A 17,813-nucleotide genomic window follows, 5' to 3' on the forward strand; every position below is an offset into this window, starting at 1 on the left:
GGCGGGAAGCGGTGGGGGCCGGGAGCACCTCTGCCGCCCGGGGGTGGGGGAGCAGAGCGGTCCGGGGCGCGGTCATGATTCGTACCGTAAGGGGGTGGGAAGGCCCCCGCGATTCGTCGGCCGCCCCCGCCGTCACCCGGGTCGGCCACCCGCCGTCACCCGGTCCGGGCCGCCGCGCCCGCAGCCCGCCGCGTACGTCGAGCCCCACGCCTGCCGCGTACGCCGAGACGCGCCGTCCCGGCAGCCCGCCAGACTCTCAGGCCTTCGCCACCAGCGTCAGCAGCGTCGCCTCCGGCGGGCAGGCGAAGCGGACCGGGGTGTAGCGGTTCGTGCCGCAGCCTGCGGAGACGTGGAGGTAGGCCCGCTTGTCCCCGACCGTGTGGCTCGACAGGCCCTTCACCCGGTCCGTGTCAAGGTCGCAGTTGGTGACCAGCGCCCCGTAGAACGGGATGCACAGCTGGCCGCCGTGCGTGTGGCCCGCCAGGATCAGGGGGTAGCCGTCGGCCGTGAAGGCGTCCAGGGAGCGGATGTACGGGGCGTGGACCACGCCGATGGAGAGGTCGGCGCCGGTTTCCGGGCCGCCCTGGACCTCGGCGTAACGGTCCCGCTTGATGTGCGGGTCGTCCAGGCCGGTGAACGCCAGTTCCATGCCCTCCAGCTTGAGCCGGCCCCGGGTGTTCGACAGGTCCAGCCAGCCCGCCTCGTCGAAGGCGTCGCGCATCGGCTCCCACGGATTGTGGACGACGCCGACCGCGGGGGCGTTGCCGTTGAGGCCGTGCTTGCCCTGGACCTTCTCCAGGAGGTAGCGCGCCGGGTTGCGGAGCTTGGGTCCGTAGTAGTCGTTGGAGCCGAAGACGTACACGCCCGGGAACTCCATCAGCGGGCCCAGCGCGTCCAGCACCTCGGGCACCGCGTCCGGGTCGGAGAGGTTGTCGCCGGTGTTCACCACGAAGTCGGGGCGCAGGCCCGCCAGCGACTGGAGCCAGGCGCGCTTCTTGCGCTGACCGCACACCATGTGGATGTCGGAGACCTGGAGCACGCGCAACGGCCGTGCCCCGTGCGGGAGTACGGGAACGGTGACCCGCCGCAGGCGGAACGAGCGGGCCTCGAACCCGGCGGCGTAGGCCAGTCCGGCGGCGCCGACCGCCGCGCCGACTGCCGTGACTTTCAGGGGTACTCCGTAGCGTGCGCGCATGCGCCCATCGTCGCAGAAGCGGAACGGTGAGAGAAAAGGCGAGAGGAGGGCGGCGGGAAAACCGGTGGGCGGCCCCGGCCCCGTACCTGTCACAATCACGGCATGACCACGCTCAAGTCCAAGCTCAAGGAAGACCTCCACACGGCCATGAAGGCGCGTGACGAGCTGACCTCGTCCACCCTTCGGCTCACCCTCACCGCGATCAGCAAGGAAGAGGTCAGCGGCAAGTCGGCGCGCGAGCTCTCCGACGACGAAGTGCAGAAGGTGATCGCCAAGGAGGCGAAGAAGCGCCGTGAGGCGGCCGAGGCCTTCGCCCAGGGCGGCCGGACCGAGCAGGCCGAGCGCGAGAAGGCGGAGGGCGAGCTGCTCGACGGCTACCTGCCCAAGCAGCTCTCCGACGACGAGCTGAACGCGATCGTGGCGTCCGCCGTCGAGGAGGCCAAGGCCGCCGGCGCCGAGGGGCCGCGCGCGATGGGCGCCGTCATGAAGATCGTCAACCCGAAGGTCGCCGGGCTCGCCGAGGGCGGCCGGGTCGCCGCCGCGGTGAAGAAGCTCCTCGCCGGCTGAGGCATCGCCGAGCGGAGAAGCAGGGCACGAAAGGGGTGGGCGCCCGGTCCTCGACCGGGCGCCCACCCCTTTTTCGCCTACAGCCCCGTGCGGTCAGGGGCCCTCGTTGCCGCCGCCCCGGCCGCCGCCGCCCGGTCCGCCGATCACGCCCTCCGGGAGCTCGATGCCGGGGAACCGGTTGCCGTCGTCGCCGGGCTTGTCGTCGTCACCGCGGTCACGGTCACGGCCCCGGTCGCGGTCGCCCTTTTCCTTGTCCTTGTCGTCCTTCTCCTTGCCGCGAGGCACGGGGACGGTGTTGAACCCGGGAGTCTCGGAGGCGTCCAGCGCTCCGGTCATCGCGATGCGCCAGATCGGGCCGGGCAGACAGCCGCCGCAGACCTTGTCGTAGACGCGGCCGCCGATGGTGACGTTGAACATCGAGCTCTTCTCACCGATGTCGTCACCGACCCACACCGCGGTGGAGAGGTTCGGCGTGTACCCGACGAACCAGGCGTCCTTGCGGTCGTTGGTCGTACCGGTCTTGCCCGCGTTGTCCCGGTCGCTGAGTCCGGCCTGCGTACCGGTGCCGTCCTCGACGACGCCCTTGAGCATCTGGTTGATCGTGTCCGCGGTCCGCTCGCTCATCGCGCGCGAGCAGGACGTCTTCGGTACGTCGAGCTTCTTGCCCTGCGGGTCCTTGATGGACTCGATGGCGATCGGCGTGCAGTACGTGCCGCGGTTGGCGAACGCGGCGTAGGCGTTCGCCATGGAGAGCGGCGTGCTGACCTCACTGCCGAGGGTGATCGACGGGTTCTCGACGATCTTCTTGCCGTCACCGCGCTCGTAGCCGACCTTCTTGGCCATCTCGACGGTCTCGCAGAGGCCGGCCTTCTGCTCCAGCATCGCGAAGTAGGTGTTGATGGACTTGCCGAGCGCGCTCGTCATGTCCCAGGTGCCCTTCTCGGACTCCAGCTCGTTCTGGAGCTGCCAGGGCGCGTAGCCGGCGGGGGAGCCCGAGCAGTTGCGGAAGTCCTTCTCCTGGAGCGTCATCTTCCAGTCCGAGGAGAACGTCGTCGCCGGGCTGATGCCCTTCTCCAGCGCCGCCGCAGCGGTGAACGGCTTGAACGTGGAGCCGACCTGGAAGCCGTAGGTGCTGCCGCCCATCTTGTTGCTGACGGCGAGGTTCAGGACGGTCTCGTTCTGCTTCTGGTCCAGGCCGTACGGGCGGGACTGGCCCATCGAGAGGATCTTGCCGCTGCCCGGCTGGACCTGCACCACGGATGCCGCGAACTTGTCGTCCTTGTAGACCCTCGCGGTGGCGGCCTCGTTGGCCGCTTTCTGGGCGCGCGGGTCCAGGGTGGTCCGGATGGTCAGACCGCCGAGGTTCCAGAGCTTGGCCCGCTCCTCGTCGGTCTTGCCGAAGGCGGGGTCCGTGAGGATCGTCTTGCGTACGTAGTCGCAGAAGAAGCCGGAGCCGCTGACGGCGGTGATGCAGCCGTTCTTCGGCCGGGACACCTTCAGCTTGATGGGCGTCTCCATGGCCTTGTCGGCCTCGGCCTGCGTGATGCTCTTGACCGCGGCCATCCGCGCCAGCACGGTGTTGCGGCGCTTGGTCGCTTCCTCCGTGTCGTTGACCGGGTCGTAGCGGCTCGGCGACTGGACGATGCCGGCGAGCAGCGCGGCCTCCTCCACCTTGAGGTCCTTGGCGTGCTTGGAGAAGTAGCGCTGGGACGCGGCCTCGACGCCGTACGCCTGCTGCCCGAAGAACGTGATGTTGAGGTAGTTCTCCAGGATCTTCTTCTTGCCGAGCTCCTCCTCGACCTGGATCGCGTACTTCAGCTCGCGGACCTTGCGGCCGAGCGTCTGCTGCGTGGCCTCGGCGACCTTCTCCGGGTCGTCGCCCGCCTCTTCGACGAAGACGTTCTTCACGTACTGCTGGGTGAGGGTCGACGCGCCCTGCGCGGTCCCGCCCGCCTGTACGTTGCGGTTCATCGCGCGCAGGATGCCCTTGAGGTCGACCGCGCCGTGCTCGTAGAAGCGGGAGTCCTCGATCGCGATGATCGCGTCCTGCATGTACGGCGAGATGTCCTTGAGCGGGACGACCGTGCGGTCGCGGGAGTACACCGTGGCGATGGTGCCGCCGTCGCGGTCCTGGATCGTGGTCCGCTGACTGAGCGGCGGCGTCTTGAGGTTGGAGGGGATCTCGTCGAATCCTTCGACCGTCCCCTTGGCGGCGAGCCCCAGCGCTCCGGCTGCGGGCAGCGCGATGCCTGCCAGGACAGCTCCGGAGAGCGCGGCGACACCGACGAACTTGGCGGCCTGCTGAGTCGTGGTGAGACCGCCGCCCGAGCGCTTCTTTGGCATAGGGGGCAGCCTAATCCGTAGTGATGAACGTGTCGCAGGAGCAGGGGGCTCTCGGAGCGTTCCCGTACCAGACCGTGACATCCGGGTGGGGCGGAACGCGGCTCACCGTCTCGGAGACGCAGCACGCCGTCGTCGCGTGGGCGCGCTCGGAAACACGGGCGCGGGCGCAGAGAGCCTACGTTCCCATTCGCCGGACAGACGGGCAGGCGTTGGCCTAAGCTGCTCTCAACTGTCACAGCAGTCCGGTTCCGTATCAAGCCCCCTGCCGCCCCATGCGCATCTTCTGGTCATTCTTCGCCCGGTCGATGTGCCACCGCACCGCCCTTCACGCACCCAGCGAGGCGCTCCCGAATTCGCCCCGTTTGTCGCGAGAAGTCCGTTGCAACTTGAGTGCACTATCCCTTTTTCATGGCGATAGTCGCGTATGTCCTCGGCTCACTCCCCTGGGTGATCTGCCGCATACGCATAGTCCGTTCGGACCATTCAAGATTGGGCCCGAAGGGGGTGTTGTGCTGTCCCCACCTTCCGTAACGTCCTCAACTGGCAGCGGTGAATATGCCGCTACCGCCGTGGGGGAGCCTCGATTCGGGAGAGGACGGCGCCGGCATGGGCTGGGTAACCGACTGGAGTGCGCAGGCAGCCTGCCGCACTACCGATCCGGATGAACTGTTCGTACAAGGGGCAGCGCAGAACAGAGCCAAGGCGGTGTGCACCGGATGCCCGGTGCGGACCGAGTGCCTGGCCGATGCGCTGGACAATCGCGTCGAATTCGGCGTGTGGGGCGGAATGACGGAGCGGGAGCGCCGCGCGCTGCTGCGCCGCCGGCCGACCGTCACGTCCTGGCGCCGACTGCTGGAGACCGCGCGCAGCGAGTACGAGCGGTCCACCGGCATCCTGCCCGGAGTCATCGGGCTGGAGGACGAGGAGCTGCACGAGACGTACGCCGCGGTGGGATAGCGCTCCGGCCAAGCCGTGCGGCGCGTCGGCTCTACGCCGTGCCGGCTCTACGCCGCTCCGGCAGGGGCCGGGGCGGAACCGTCCGCCAGCCGGTCGCCGATGGCCCGGAGGCCGTCCAGGTCGTGTACGTCGCCGGGCAGCGCCTCCACGGCCGTCACCGGCACCTCCGGGTGGAGCACGGTGAAACGGTCGCGGGTGCGGTTCTCGCGGGCGACGACCTGCATGCGCTCGGCGTGCAGGCGCAGCAGACCCGCCGTCAGTTCCTCGATGCTGATGACGTCGATCGCGTCGGCGGTGTCCAGTGCGTCGACGGTGTCGCCCTCAGGGGCGGTCGCGGCGTGCGCGATGTTCTCGTGGGGCGGTTCGTTCTCCGTCGTGTCCTGGTGCTCGGCTGAGGTCTGCGGACCGGACGCCTGCCCGGCCTCGGGGGAGAGGGGCGGCTCGGTCGTTCCGGAAGCGGTGACCGCCGGGTCGGGGGCTACCCGGTCACCAAGGCCAGCTTTCCCGGCCCTCTGATCCACAATGCGGGCGTCGTCAAGATTTTCTGCGGCGGTCAGCGCCTGCTCCGCGGAGAGCCGCGAAGCCTCGCTGCCGTGCACGCGGTTGAGGACCAGACCGGCCAGCGGCATGTCCTCGGCGGCCAGCCGTTCCACGAAGTAGGCGGCCTCGCGCAGCGCGTCCTGCTCCGGCGTCGCGACCACGAGGAAGGCCGTGCCGGGCGCCTGGAGCAGCTTGTACGTGGCGTCCGCACGGCTGCGGAAGCCGCCGAACATGGTGTCCATGGCGGCGACGAACGTCTGGACGTCCCGCAGGAACTGACCCCCGAGCAGCTTGCCCAGCGTGCCGCTCATCATCGACATGCCGACGTTGAGGAACTTCATCCCGGCCCGGCCGCCCACCTTCGCGGGCGCCATCAGCAGCCGGATGAACTTCCCGTCGAGGAACGACCCGAGCCGCTTCGGCGCGTCCAGGAAGTCCAGGGCGGAGCGCGAGGGCGGGGTGTCGACGATGATCAGGTCCCACTCCTCGCGCGCACGCAGCTGCCCGAGCTTCTCCATCGCCATGTACTCCTGTGTACCGGCGAACCCGGCCGACAGGGACTGGTAGAAGGGGTTCTCCAGGATGGCCTTCGCCCGCTCGGTGTCCGCGTGCGCCTCGACGGTCTCGTCGAAGGTCCGCTTCATGTCGAGCATCATGGCGTGCAGTTCGCCGTCGCCGTCGATGCCGTCGACCCGGCGGGGCACGTTGTCCAGCTGGTCGATGCCCATGGACTGGGCGAGCCGGCGGGCCGGGTCGATGGTCAGGACGACGACCTTCCGGCCGCGCTCGGCCGCCCGGACGCCGAGGGCCGCGGCGGTCGTGGTCTTGCCCACCCCGCCGGAGCCGCAGCAGACGACGATCCGGATGTCCGGGTCGTCCAGCAGCGCGTCCGTGTCCAGCCCCGCTTCGGCCACGGCGTCCGTGTCCGGCCCGCCTTCGGCCACCGTGGTCGAAGGCGTACCAGCTGTGGCCGCGCTCATGCGTCCCCCTCTTCCCCCGCGCCCTGCTTACGGAGCTCCGTGGCCAGGTCGTGCAGCGCGGCGAGGTCCACCCCGTCGCCCATCAGCGGCAGCTCCGCCGTCGGCAGGCCGAGACCGGCCAGCACCGCGCGCTGCTCCCGCTCCAGTCCGACCCGCTCCGCGTGCTCGGCCGCCTGCGCGACCAGGGGACGTACGAGGGCGGCGGAACCGCTCACCCCGGCCCGGGTCAGCGCCTTGGCGATCTCTTTGCGGCGGCCGCCCGCGGCGGTGCGCAGGGCGTCCTCGTCCAGCAGATGCGGGCGGACCATGTTCACGAAGACGCTGCCCACGGGCAGTTCGGCGGCGCGCAGCTCGGCGATGCCGTCCGCGGTCTCCTGGACCGGCATCTCCTCCAGGAGGGTCACCAGGTGGACCGCGGTCTGCGGGGATTTCAGGACCCGCATCACGGCCTGGGCCTGGTTGTGTATCGGGCCGATCTTCGCCAGCCCGGCCACCTCGTCGTTGACGTTCAGGAAGCGGGTGATCCGGCCGGTCGGCGGGGCGTCCATGATCACGTGGTCGTAGACGAACCGGCCCTGCCTGTCCTTGCGGCGTACGGCTTCGCACGCCTTGCCGGTGAGCAGGACGTCCCGGACGCCGGGCGCGATGGTGGTGGCGAAGTCGATCGCGCCGAGCTTCTTCAGAGCGCGGCCGGCGCTGCCGAGCTTGTAGAACATCTGGAGGTAGTCGAGGAGGGCGCGCTCGGCGTCGATCGCCAGCGCGTACACCTCGCCGCCGCCCGGCGCGACGGCGATCCTGCGCTCCTCGTAGGGGAGCGCGTCGGAACCGAAGAGCTGGGCGATGCCCTGCCTGCCCTCGACCTCGACGAGGAGGGTGCGCCTGCCCTCGGTCGCGAGGGCGAGCGCGAGGGCGGCGGCCACCGTGGTCTTACCGGTACCACCCTTGCCGCTGACGACCTGGAACCTGCTCACGTATTCGAGCCTAACCAGTCCTGCCCCGGCCTACGCACGGGACCGTACGTGCCAGGCGTTACAGTCGGGCCCATGACCAAGTGGGAATACGCGACCGTGCCCCTTCTCGTGCACGCGACCAAGCAGATTCTGGACACCTGGGGCGAGGACGGCTGGGAGCTGGTCCAGGTCGTTCCCGGCCCGAACAACCCCGAGCAGCTCGTGGCCTACCTGAAGCGGGAGAAGGCGTAGTGGCGGGCGCCGTCGAATCGCGCCTCGCCGAGCTGGGCCTGACGCTGCCCGCCGTCGTGCCGCCGCTGGCCTCGTACCAGCCGGCCGTGCAGTCCGGGGTGTACGTGTACACCTCGGGCCAGCTGCCGATGGTGGACGGCAAGCTCGCCGTCACCGGCAAGGTCGGCGCCGAGGTCACGCCGGACGAGGCGAAGGAGCTCGCGAAGACCTGCGCGCTCAACGCGCTCGCCGCCGTGAAGTCGGTCGCCGGTGACCTGGACCGGATCAAGCGCGTCGTGAAGGTCGTCGGCTTCGTCGCCTCGGCCTCCGACTTCACCGGCCAGCCCGCCGTGATCAACGGCGCCAGCGAGCTGCTGGGCGCGGTCCTCGGCGACAAGGGCGTGCACGCGCGCAGCGCCGTGGGCGTCGCCGTGCTGCCGCTGGACGCACCGGTCGAGGTCGAGGTCCAGGTGGAGCTCGTCGAGGGCTGAGGACCCTTCCCGTACGTTTCTCGCACTTCTCGTACGTCTCCGATCCCGCCCGGTCCCCGCGACCGGGCGGGATCGCGTGTGTACGGGTGCCGCGACGGGCGGATCGCGTGTGTACGGGTCATGGCGGGCGTGTACGGCGCATGTCGGGTCGCCGTGACCATCAGGGAGCCTCTCGAACATCGGCGCGGTTCCGGATAGCCTCCGGCCATGTCCCAAGGTCAGTGGTACCCCCCGGAATGGCCCGAACGGATCCGGGCCCTCGCCGCCGGTGAGCTGACGGCCGTGACGCCCCGGCGGGCGGCCACGGTGATGCTGCTCCGCGACCGCGGGCCCCAGGCGCCGACGCCGGGACCCGTCGTGCACATGCTGCGCCGCCGTACGTCGATGGCGTTCGCCGGAGGCGCGTACGCCTATCCGGGTGGCGGAGTCGATCCGCGCGACGACGACCGGCTGATCGGGTGGGCCGGGCCCCCGTTGGAGCAGTGGGCCGACCGGCTCGGCGTGGCGACGGTCACCGAGGCGCAGGCCGTCGTCTGCGCGGCGGTGCGCGAGACGTTCGAGGAGGCGGGCGTCCTGCTCGCCGGGCCGACCGCGACGACCGTGGTCGGCGACACGACCGGGGACGACTGGGAGGCCGACCGGGAGGCTCTGGTCGCCCGGGACCTGTCCTTCGCGGAGTTCCTGGACCGGCGCGGCCTGGTGCTGCGCTCGGACCTGCTGGGCGCCTGGGCGCGCTGGATCACCCCGGAGTTCGAACCGCGCCGCTACGACACCTGGTTCTTCGTCGCCGCGCTCCCGGAGGGGCAGCGCACCCGGGACGTCTCCACCGAGGCCGACCGTACGGTGTGGATCGCTCCGACGGAGGCCGCCCGCCGCTACGACGCGGGCGAACTGCTGATGATGCCGCCGACCGTGACCACGCTGCGGGCCCTCGCGCCGTACAGGACGGCCGCGGAGGCCCTGGAGGCCGCCGACGTGCAGGACATGGCCCCGGTCCTCGCGCAGGCCCGGCTGGAGGGCGACGAGCTGGTACTGACCTGGCCGGGACACGACGAGTTCACCAAACACGTGCCGACGGCGGGCGGGGGAGGCGGTGCCGCATGACCGACGCAGCCGCCCTGCCCGGACAGCCGCGCGGAACCGTGGTCTCCGGCCCCGCGACCGCCCGTACGGTCAACGTCCTCGCGCCCAACCCGTCCGCGATGACGCTCGACGGGACGAACACCTGGATCGTGGCCGAGCCCGACTCCAGCCTCGCGGTCGTCATCGATCCCGGGCCGCTCGACGACGTACACCTGCGGGCCGTGATCGAGGCGGTGGAGCGGTCCGGGCGGCGCGTGGGCCTCACGCTGCTCACCCATGGGCACCCCGACCACGCGGAGGGCGCGGGCCGCTTCGCGGAGCTGACGGGGACGAAGGTAAGGGCCCTGGACGCGGCGCTGCGGCTGGGCGACGAGGGCCTCGCGGCGGGCGACGTGATCACCACCGGCGGCCTGGAGCTGCGCGTGGTGCCGACGCCGGGGCACACCGCGGACTCGCTCTCGTTCCATCTGCCCGCCGACCGGGCGGTGCTGACGGGCGACACGATCCTGGGCCGCGGCACGACGGTGGTCGCGCACCCGGACGGGCGGCTCGGCGACTACCTGGACTCGCTGCGGCGGCTGCGGTCGCTGACGGTGGACGACGGCGTCCACACGGTGCTGCCGGGCCACGGGCCGGTGCTGGAGGACGCGCAGGGGGCGGTGGAGTTCTACCTGGCCCACCGCGCCCACCGGCTCGCCCAGGTGGAGACTGCAGTGGAGGCCGGGCACCGTACGCCGTCGGACGTGGTGGCGGCGGTCTACGCCGGCGTGGACCGCTCCCTGTGGCCGGCCGCCGAGCTGTCCGTGCGGGCGCAGCTGGAATACCTGACCGAGCACGGGCTGATCCAGGGCTGAGCCCCGGACCAGCGCCGAGGGCCCCGGATCAGCACCGGGGCCCTGGATCAGCTTCGGGGAGCCGGCGGGGCGCCCCGTGGGCTCGTCTCAGCGCGAACGCTTCGCGAGCCGCTCGACGTCCAGCAGGATGACCGCGCGGGCCTCCAGGCGCAGCCAGCCCCGGCCCGCGAAGTCCGCGAGCGCCTTGTTGACCGTCTCGCGGGAGGCGCCGACCAGTTGGGCCAGCTCCTCCTGGGTGAGGTCGTGCACGACGTGGATGCCTTCCTCGGACTGGACGCCGAAGCGGCGCGACAGGTCCAGGAGGGCGCGGGCGACACGGCCCGGCACATCGGAGAAGACCAGGTCGGACATCTGGTCGTTGGTCTTGCGCAGCCGCCGGGCGACCGCGCGCAGCAGCGCGGTGGCCACCTCGGGCCGGGCGTTCAGCCAGGGCTGCAGGTCGCCGTGGCCGAGGCCGAGGAGCTTGACCTCGGTCAGTGCGGAGGCGGTCGCCGTACGCGGGCCCGGGTCGAAGAGCGACAGCTCCCCGATCAGCTCGCCGGGGCCGAGCACGGCCAGCATGTTCTCGCGCCCGTCGGGCGAGGTGCGGTGGAGCTTCACCTTGCCCTCGGTGACCACGTACAGGCGGTCACCCTGGTCGCCCTCGTGGAACAGCGCGTCTCCGCGCGCGAGGGTCACCTCACTCATCGAGGCGCGGAGCTCCGCGGCCTGCTCGTCATCGAGCGCCGCGAAAAGCGGGGCGCGCCGCAGAACGTCGTCCACGAGTTCTCTCCTTGTCGGCCTGTCCAGGGAACCGTGGTCCCCATCATGCCGGACGGTAAAACAGTGCGATCAATCACAAACCAGTTTGACGCACGGGCGTGCCGGACCCTACGGCAGGGGGCCGAAAGGGGGCGGATACGCCGTGGCAAGGGTGGTTGTCGGTGCCTGGCCCTAGGCTGGCCGGGTGTCCGGATCGCCGGGGACAGCGCAGGCCAAGGGGGCTGACGGGGTGGTGAAGGGCAGCGATTCCGCTGTGGGCGAACAACCCCGGCCGAGTCCGGAGAGTGCCGCGAATGGCTCCCTCGGAGACGCGCACGGTTCCCCCGGAGGGCCGGGGAAGACGTTCGGGAAGTCGGCCAGGAGGTCCGCAGTGTCATCGTCAACGCCCGGCACGACGGGAAAGAAGTCGCCCGGCACGACCGGAAAGAAAGCGAAGGCGGCCACCGAAGCCAAGGCGGCGGCCCCGAGCAAGGCAGCCTCGCGCAAGGCGGCCACCGGGGCCAAGGCGGCGGCCCCGAGCAAGGCACCGAAGGCCGAGTCGCATCTCGCGATGGTCCGCCGGGCGCGCCGGATCAACCGCGAGCTCGCCGAGGTCTATCCGTACGCCCACCCCGAGCTGGACTTCCGCAATCCCTTCGAGCTCCTCGTGGCCACGGTCCTCTCCGCCCAGACGACCGACCTGAGGGTCAACCAGACGACACCCGCGCTCTTCGCCGCGTACCCCACGCCCGAGGACATGGCGGCGGCAGTGCCGGAGGAGATGGAGGAGATCATCCGGCCGACCGGGTTCTTCCGGGCGAAGACGAAGTCGCTGCTCGGCCTGTCGGCGGCACTCCGGGACGAGTTCGGCGGCGAGGTCCCGGGGCGTCTGGAGGATCTCGTCAAGCTGCCCGGTGTCGGACGCAAGACCGCCAACGTCGTTCTCGGCAATGCCTTCGGAGTCCCGGGAATCACCGTCGACACACACTTCGGGCGCCTGGTGCGGCGCTGGAAGTGGACGGACGAGGAGGACCCGGTGAAGGTCGAGGCGGTCGTCGCCGGGATCTTCCCCAAGAGCGAGTGGACGATGCTCTCGCACCGCGTCGTGTTCCACGGCCGCCGGATCTGCCACGCCCGCAAACCCGCCTGCGGGGCCTGCCCCATCGCCCCGCTCTGTCCGTCGTACGGGGAGGGCGAGACCGACCCGGAGAAGGCCAGGAAGCTCCTGAAGTACGAGATGGGCGGCTATCCGGGGCAGCGGCTCAGCCCGCCCGCCGACTACCCGGGCAAGCCCGCGCCCGCGCTGGGGGACGGGTGAACCCTCGGGTTGTTCGATGGCTCAGGTTCACCCTCAGGGCGGATTCCTTCCCCGGGACGGAGCGGTTCGGAACGAAATGGCCGACGACACGCGTTGTGAATCGACGGGGGTGCCTATGACGCACACGCATACACACAGCACGGCGCAGGCCGGGAACGGCCCCGCCGAGAGCCCGCCGGGTCATGGCGCCGTCAGCCGTGTTCCCGGCATGGCCGTCGACGTCACCACCGACGGCCTGCCCGCCTGGCTCGACCCCGTCGCCGGTGCCGCGCGCAGCGTCCGGCCGCACCAGCTCAGCCGTTTCCTGCCGCCCGAGAGCGGGGCGGGCCGGCAGTCCGCCGTTCTGATCCTGTTCGGCGAGGGGGAGCGCGGACCCGAGTTGCTGCTCATGGAGCGGGCCGGGACGCTGCGCTCCCACGCCGGGCAGCCGTCCTTCCCCGGGGGCGCGCTGGATCCCGAGGACGGCGATCAGGCCACCACCGGGCCCCTGCGGGCGGCTCTGCGCGAGGCCGAGGAGGAGACCGGGCTCGATCCCCGGGGCGTCCAGCTCTTCGGTGTGCTGCCCCGGCTCTACATCCCGGTCAGCAGCTTCGTCGTGACGCCCGTGCTCGGCTGGTGGCGGGCGCCCAGCCCGGTCGGGGTGGTCGATCCGGCCGAGACGGCCCGGGTCTTCACGGTCCCCGTGGCGGATCTCACGGATCCCGAGAACCGGGCGACGGCCGTCCATCCGAGTGGGCACAGCGGCCCGGCATTCCTGGTCGAATCGGCCCTGGTCTGGGGATTCACGGCCGGAGTGATCGACCGGATTGTGCACTACGCGGGATGGGAACGCCCCTGGGACAGGACCAGACAGGTGCCGCTCGACTGGCGCGCATGACACGCTGGCTGTTCTGCTGCGCTGTTCCGGGCCCGGCCCGGACCCCGTCACCACCGACGGGCCAGGTGACGAAACTGCGAGGCTACAGACGGTGAACGTGCTGGACATCCTGCTGCTGCTGGCTGCCGTGTGGTTCGCGGTCATCGGCTATCGCCAGGGTTTCGTCGTCGGCATCCTGTCGGTGATCGGCTTCCTCGGGGGCGGCCTCGTCGCCGTCTATCTGCTGCCGGTCATCTGGGACCGGGTGACCGAGGACGCCGAGGTCTCCACGGCGGTCGCCATCGGCGCGGTCGTCGTCGTGATCATCTGCGCCTCGATCGGCCAGGCCTTCACCACCCATCTGGGCAACAAACTCCGCCGGTACATCACCTGGTCGCCCGCGCGCGCCCTGGACGCCACCGGCGGCGCCCTGGTCAACGTGGTGGCCATGCTGCTGGTGGCCTGGATGATCGGCCTGCTGCTGGCGGGCACCTCGCTGCCGACCCTCGGCAAGGAGGTCCGCACCTCCTCGGTGCTGCTCGGCGTCGACCGGGTGATGCCGAACCAGGCGCCCAGCTGGTTCCAGGACTTCTCCTCCGTCCTCGCGCAGAACGGCTTCCCGCAGGTCTTCAGCCCGTTCGCCAACGAGCCGATCACCGAGGTGAAGGCCCCGGACCCGGCCCTCGTGGGCAGCCCGGTGGCCGCCCGCGCCAAGAAGTCGATCGTCAAGGTCGTGGGGACGGCCCCGAGCTGCGGCAAGGTCCTCGAAGGGACCGGCTTCGTCTTCGCCGAGCGCCGGGTGATGACCAACGCCCACGTGGTCGGCGGCGTGGACGAGCCCACCGTCCAGATCGGCGGCGAGGGCCGGCTGTACGACGCGAAGGTCGTCCTCTACGACTGGCAGCGCGACATCGCGGTCCTGGACGTCCCCGATCTCCAGGCCAGGCCGCTGCAGTTCACCGGCCCGGACGACGACGCGGAGACCGGCGACAGCGCGATCGTCGCGGGCTTCCCCGAGAACGGCGCGTACGACGTGCGCTCGGCCCGCGTCCGCGCCCGGATCAACGCCGACGGCCCGGACATCTACCACCGGGGCACGGTGCGCCGCGATGTGTACTCGCTCTTCGCGACGGTGCGCCAGGGCAACTCGGGCGGACCGCTGCTCACTCCGGACGGAAAGGTGTACGGAGTGGTGTTCGCCAAGTCGCTCGACGACCCGGACACCGGCTACGCGCTGACGGCGGACGAGATCCGCGAGGACATCGAGATCGGCCGCGCCGCCAACCAGCAGGTCGACAGCCAGGGCTGCGCCCTCTAGAACGCCTTCGGGCCCCGCAGACGGTCCGGACGGGCCCCGGGGAGCTCTTCAGCCCCCGGGGGCCTTTGGCGGGGGTCAGTTACGGGGGTGGCGGAGGCGTGCCGAGACCCAGCGGGCCCGACGGCGGAGGATGCGGGAAATCCCGAGACGGGAACGGTGAAGGTCATGCACTTGGTGCACCCGGCCGCGAGGGCCGCCCCCCTCATGAGTGCTCACACCGGATGAGACGGTGGAGCGGCGGTTGCGTGCTTCGTCAGTGAAGTCGTGCGTCCAGCCCATACCCCGACGTCTGCCCGTGACCCAAGGTCGGTAATCGTGCGCGAGTCAGCCAATTGGCCTATGCGGCAGGCAATTGGCTGTTCGTCGGACACCTGTGCCAGGGCGGGGCCGGAGGCTACCGGTCGGGCTCGGGGTCCTGGAGCCAGTTGATGAGTTCGGTGGAGAAGCCGATCGGATCCTCCTCGTGCGGGAAGTGCCCGACACCGTCGAAAAGTCGCCACCGGTAGGGCGCCTCGACGTACTCGCCGGACCCGGCCGAACTGCGGGTGCGGACCGCCGGATCGAGCGACCCGTGCAGGTGCAGCGTGGGCACCCGGACCGGGCGCTTCATCCGCCGGTTGAACTGGATCCCGTCGGGACGCGCCATCGACCGCACCATCCAGCGGTACGGCTCGATCGAGCAGTGGGCGGTCGAGGGGATGCTCATGGCCCGCCGGTAGACGTCCAGGGTCTCCTCGTCGGGGAACTCCGGGGTGCGGGGGCCCGCCCAGTCCTGGATGAGGTTCCCCACCAGGGCGGCGTCGTCCGCGAGGAGCTGACGCTCCGGCAGCCACGGACGCTGGAAGCCCCAGACGTACGAACCGGCCCGCGACTGGGCGAAGTCCGACAGCATCGAGGAGCGCCAGCGGCGCGGGTGCGGCATCGAGGAGACGACGAGCCGGCGGACCAGTTTGGGCCGCATCACGGCGGCCGTCCAGGCGAGGTACCCGCCGAGGTCGTGGCCGACCAGGGCCGCGTCGGGCTCACCGAGGGAGCGGATCACGCCGGTGACGTCGAGGGCCAGGTTGGCGGGGTCGTAACCGCGCGGCGTACGGTCGCTGCCGCCCACCCCGCGCAGGTCCATCGCGACCGCCCGGAAGCCGGCGTCGGCGAGCGCGGTCATCTGGTGACGCCAGGTCCACCAGAACTGCGGGAAGCCGTGCAGCAGGAGCACCAGCGGCCCCTCGCCCAGCTCGGCGATGTGGAAGCGCGCACCGTTGGCCGCCACGTCGCGGTGGGTCCAGGGGCCGTCGAGCCGCACCGGCCCCCCGGCCGCGACCCGCCCCGAGGGGCCCGGAGCCGGGGCGGACGGGGCGGCCGGACCCTCCGGGTCCGCGGGACCCGTCGGGCCGAATGCGCTGGAATCGGGAACGGTCATGTGGACGAGCGTGCCACAGCGTCGGCCTTGTTCTGACCGGAGCCGCCCTCGATGCTCGTCTTCGACAGCGAACTGCCGGAGACGGCGGAGCGTTCGATGATCGCGGCGGCCTCGATCGACGGGCGCGGATGCGGCTTGGCCTTCTGCAGGACGGCGGCGGTCTGCTTGGCGGAGGCGATGGACTTCTCCGGCGGCTTGATCTTCTTGAACTTCCGCAGACCGATGAAGGCGATCAGCGCGGCCAGCAGGATGAAGGCGCCGGCCACGATCAGGAAGGACCATGCCAGGCCCAGGCCCAGGTTGTGGATCCCGTACGCGGCCGCGAAGCTCAGCATCGGCATCGTGAACAGCAGCAGCACGCCCGCGGCGATGAACGCCCCGCTGCCGATCGCCCCGCGCTTGACGTCCTGCCGGACCTCCGCCTTGGCCAGGGCGATCTCGTCGTGCACCAGCGCGGACATCTCGGCCGTCGCCGAGGCGACCAGCTGCCCGATGCTGCGGTCCGTGCTGCCCGCGTAGTTGCCGGGGTCGCTCATCCCTGACTCCCTCTCCGTCTTCGACACATCCGATGTCAGATCATGCCGGACTGTTCGGCTTGTCGCTCGCTGCCCCCGCCCGCTCTTCCGCGAGACGGCGGTGTTCGGCCGCCTTTCGCTCGTAAATGGCGGCCATCCGCAGGTGATATTCCGGATCATCCTGCTCGTAGACATCCGGTACCCCGGATTCGTCCTCGTCCAGCTCCTCGGCCTCGTACAGCTCCTTGTACTTGCGAACCCGGAGCTTGAGCAGCACGCAGGCGAGCAGGGCCGCGGTCAGAGACCCGATCAGGACGGCGGCCTTGATCTCGTTGACCATTTCCGGATCGCCCTCGAAGGCCAGTTCCCCGATGAGCAGCGAGACGGTGAAGCCGATGCCGGCGAGAGAGGCGAGCGCCAGGACGTCGGCCCAGGCCAGGTCCTTGTTCAGCTCCGCCTTGGTGAAGCGGGCGGCCAGATAGGTGCCGCCGAAGATGCCGACGGTCTTACCGACGACGAGACCGAGGACGACACCGAGCGTCTCGGGTCGGGTGAAGACACCGGCCAGCGCCTCGCCGTTCACCGAGACCCCCGCCGAGAACAGGGCGAACAGCGGGACGGCGATTCCGGCCGACAGGGGGCGGACGAGGTGCTCGATGTGCTCGCCGGGGGAGTGCTGCTCGCCCTCGCGCCGGCTGCAGCGCAGCATCAGGCCCATGGCGACACCGGCGATGGTGGCGTGGACGCCGCTGTTGTACATCAGGCCCCAGATGACCAGGGCGAGCGGGACGTAGACGTACCAGCCCCGGACCTCGAAACGCAGGAGGAGATGGAAGACGACGAGGCCGAGGACGGCCCCGGCGAGGGCCAGGAAGTTCAGGTCCGAGGTGAAGAAGACCGCGATGATCAGGATCGCGAAGAGGTCGTCGACGACGGCCAGGGTCAGCAGGAAGGCGCGCAGCGCGGACGGCAGGGAGGTGCCGATCACCGCGAGGACGGCGAGCGCGAAGGCGATGTCGGTGGCTGTGGGGACTGCCCAGCCGTCCGTCGAGCCGCCGCCGATGACGGTGGTGAGGAAGTAGACGAGGGCGGGCACGGCCATGCCGCACAGGGCCGCCACCACCGGGAGGGCCGCGGCCTTCGGATCGCGGAGTTCGCCCGCGACCAGCTCGCGCTTCAGCTCGACACCGGCGACGAAGAAGAAGACCGCGAGCAGTCCGTCCGCCGCCCAGTGCGCCACGGAGAGGTCCAGGCCGAGGGCGCCGGGGCCGAAGTGGAAGCCGCTGACCTCTTTGTACGAGCCGCCGAAGGTGTTGGCCCAGACGAGTGCGGCGACCGCAGCCACCAGCAGCAGTACGCCGCCGACGGTCTCGGTACGGAGGGCCTCCGCCACGTAGTTCCGCTCGGGGAGCGAGAGCCTGCCGAGCAGGGAACGCTGGGGTGGCGTGGGGGTGGGC

The 17,813-nt window shown here is 70.8% G+C and carries 18 protein-coding genes; 9 read left to right on the forward strand and 9 right to left on the reverse strand.

From position 1 onward, the window contains the following. Positions 1 to 256: 256 nt before the first annotated feature. A complete protein-coding gene (locus tag D3105_RS22585) occupies positions 257 to 1,195 on the reverse strand; it encodes a metallophosphoesterase (protein ID WP_118904890.1) in 939 nt (312 codons plus the stop codon). 102 nt (positions 1,196 to 1,297) lie between these two features. On the opposite strand from D3105_RS22585, the gene D3105_RS22590 reads away from it, so the two are divergent. Beyond that, complete coding sequence (locus D3105_RS22590; RefSeq protein WP_118904891.1) at positions 1,298 to 1,762, forward strand: GatB/YqeY domain-containing protein; 465 nt, start codon at positions 1,298 to 1,300, stop codon at positions 1,760 to 1,762. 93 nt (positions 1,763 to 1,855) lie between these two features. Here the strand turns inward: D3105_RS22590 and D3105_RS22595 are convergent, their stop codons facing one another. Further along, positions 1,856 to 4,105 (reverse strand): transglycosylase domain-containing protein, encoded by a 2,250-nt coding sequence (locus D3105_RS22595; protein WP_118904892.1) that lies wholly within the window; start codon positions 4,103 to 4,105, stop codon positions 1,856 to 1,858. 606 nt (positions 4,106 to 4,711) lie between these two features. On the opposite strand from D3105_RS22595, the gene D3105_RS22610 reads away from it, so the two are divergent. Then, the gene (locus tag D3105_RS22610; RefSeq protein ID WP_006126397.1) at positions 4,712 to 5,062 is read left to right on the forward strand and encodes a WhiB family transcriptional regulator; all 351 of its coding nucleotides are present in this window, start codon (positions 4,712 to 4,714) and stop codon (positions 5,060 to 5,062) included. A 47-nt stretch (positions 5,063 to 5,109) separates the two neighbouring features. Here D3105_RS22610 and D3105_RS22615 read toward each other — a convergent pair whose 3' ends face one another. Together D3105_RS22615 and D3105_RS22620 are read right to left on the reverse strand one after the other, a co-directional pair. Continuing rightward, positions 5,110 to 6,582, reverse strand: coding sequence for an ArsA family ATPase (locus tag D3105_RS22615; protein ID WP_118904894.1), 1,473 nt, complete (start codon positions 6,580 to 6,582; stop codon positions 5,110 to 5,112). Next, positions 6,579 to 7,553, reverse strand: coding sequence for an ArsA family ATPase (locus tag D3105_RS22620; protein WP_118904895.1), 975 nt, complete (start codon positions 7,551 to 7,553; stop codon positions 6,579 to 6,581). The genes D3105_RS22615 and D3105_RS22620 overlap by 4 nt, the downstream gene beginning before the upstream one ends. A 72-nt stretch (positions 7,554 to 7,625) precedes the next feature. Here D3105_RS22620 and D3105_RS22625 point away from each other — a divergent pair, with 72 nt between their 5' ends. The 4 genes from D3105_RS22625 to D3105_RS22640 all read left to right on the forward strand — a co-directional run bounded on the left by D3105_RS22625 (position 7,626) and on the right by D3105_RS22640 (position 10,191). After that, complete coding sequence (locus D3105_RS22625) at positions 7,626 to 7,784, forward strand: DUF4177 domain-containing protein (RefSeq protein ID WP_003967454.1); 159 nt, start codon at positions 7,626 to 7,628, stop codon at positions 7,782 to 7,784. Continuing rightward, positions 7,784 to 8,254 carry a RidA family protein gene (locus D3105_RS22630; RefSeq protein WP_118904896.1) on the forward strand — a complete coding sequence of 157 codons (471 nt, stop codon included), beginning with the start codon at positions 7,784 to 7,786 and terminating at the stop codon, positions 8,252 to 8,254. The genes D3105_RS22625 and D3105_RS22630 overlap by 1 nt, the downstream gene beginning before the upstream one ends. 207 nt (positions 8,255 to 8,461) lie before the next feature. Next, positions 8,462 to 9,358, forward strand: a complete 897-nt coding sequence (locus tag D3105_RS22635; protein ID WP_118904897.1) for an NUDIX hydrolase — start codon at positions 8,462 to 8,464, stop codon at positions 9,356 to 9,358. After that, entirely contained in the window at positions 9,355 to 10,191 is an 837-nt protein-coding gene (locus tag D3105_RS22640) for an MBL fold metallo-hydrolase (protein WP_118904898.1), read from the forward strand. Before D3105_RS22635 ends, D3105_RS22640 begins: the two co-directional genes overlap by 4 nt. 87 nt (positions 10,192 to 10,278) lie before the next feature. Here the strand turns inward: D3105_RS22640 and D3105_RS22645 are convergent, their stop codons facing one another. Next, the gene (locus D3105_RS22645; RefSeq protein WP_003967450.1) at positions 10,279 to 10,953 is read right to left on the reverse strand and encodes a Crp/Fnr family transcriptional regulator; all 675 of its coding nucleotides are present in this window, start codon (positions 10,951 to 10,953) and stop codon (positions 10,279 to 10,281) included. A gap of 550 nt (positions 10,954 to 11,503) precedes the next feature. On the opposite strand from D3105_RS22645, the gene nth reads away from it, so the two are divergent. The 3 genes from nth (at position 11,504) to D3105_RS22660 (ending at position 14,424) form a co-directional block, all read left to right on the forward strand. Beyond that, positions 11,504 to 12,250 (forward strand): endonuclease III, encoded by a 747-nt coding sequence (gene nth, locus D3105_RS22650; protein ID WP_118904905.1) that lies wholly within the window; start codon positions 11,504 to 11,506, stop codon positions 12,248 to 12,250. A gap of 115 nt (positions 12,251 to 12,365) precedes the next feature. Next, positions 12,366 to 13,127 (forward strand): NUDIX hydrolase, encoded by a 762-nt coding sequence (locus tag D3105_RS22655; RefSeq protein ID WP_118904899.1) that lies wholly within the window; start codon positions 12,366 to 12,368, stop codon positions 13,125 to 13,127. A 91-nt stretch (positions 13,128 to 13,218) separates the two neighbouring features. Further along, positions 13,219 to 14,424, forward strand: coding sequence for a MarP family serine protease (locus D3105_RS22660; protein WP_118904900.1), 1,206 nt, complete (start codon positions 13,219 to 13,221; stop codon positions 14,422 to 14,424). Between the two features lie 75 nt (positions 14,425 to 14,499). Here D3105_RS22660 and D3105_RS35455 read toward each other — a convergent pair whose 3' ends face one another. From D3105_RS35455 to nhaA, 4 genes are all read right to left on the reverse strand, one after another. Further along, positions 14,500 to 14,703: a hypothetical protein gene (locus tag D3105_RS35455; RefSeq protein ID WP_118904901.1), complete on the reverse strand. Its 204-nt coding sequence runs from the start codon at positions 14,701 to 14,703 to the stop codon at positions 14,500 to 14,502. A 115-nt stretch (positions 14,704 to 14,818) separates the two neighbouring features. After that, positions 14,819 to 15,841 (reverse strand): alpha/beta fold hydrolase, encoded by a 1,023-nt coding sequence (locus D3105_RS22670; RefSeq protein WP_118904902.1) that lies wholly within the window; start codon positions 15,839 to 15,841, stop codon positions 14,819 to 14,821. Further along, positions 15,838 to 16,377, reverse strand: coding sequence for a phage holin family protein (locus D3105_RS22675; protein WP_118904903.1), 540 nt, complete (start codon positions 16,375 to 16,377; stop codon positions 15,838 to 15,840). Before D3105_RS22675 ends, D3105_RS22670 begins: the two co-directional genes overlap by 4 nt. Positions 16,378 to 16,417: 40 nt before the next feature. Continuing rightward, positions 16,418 to 17,813 (reverse strand): Na+/H+ antiporter NhaA (gene nhaA / locus D3105_RS22680; RefSeq protein WP_240646994.1); only part of this gene is annotated, 1,396 nt, incomplete at its 5' end.

This window comes from Streptomyces globisporus, assembly GCF_003501885.1.
In the GTDB taxonomy this organism is placed as follows: Bacteria; Actinomycetota; Actinomycetes; order Streptomycetales; family Streptomycetaceae; genus Streptomyces; species Streptomyces globisporus_D.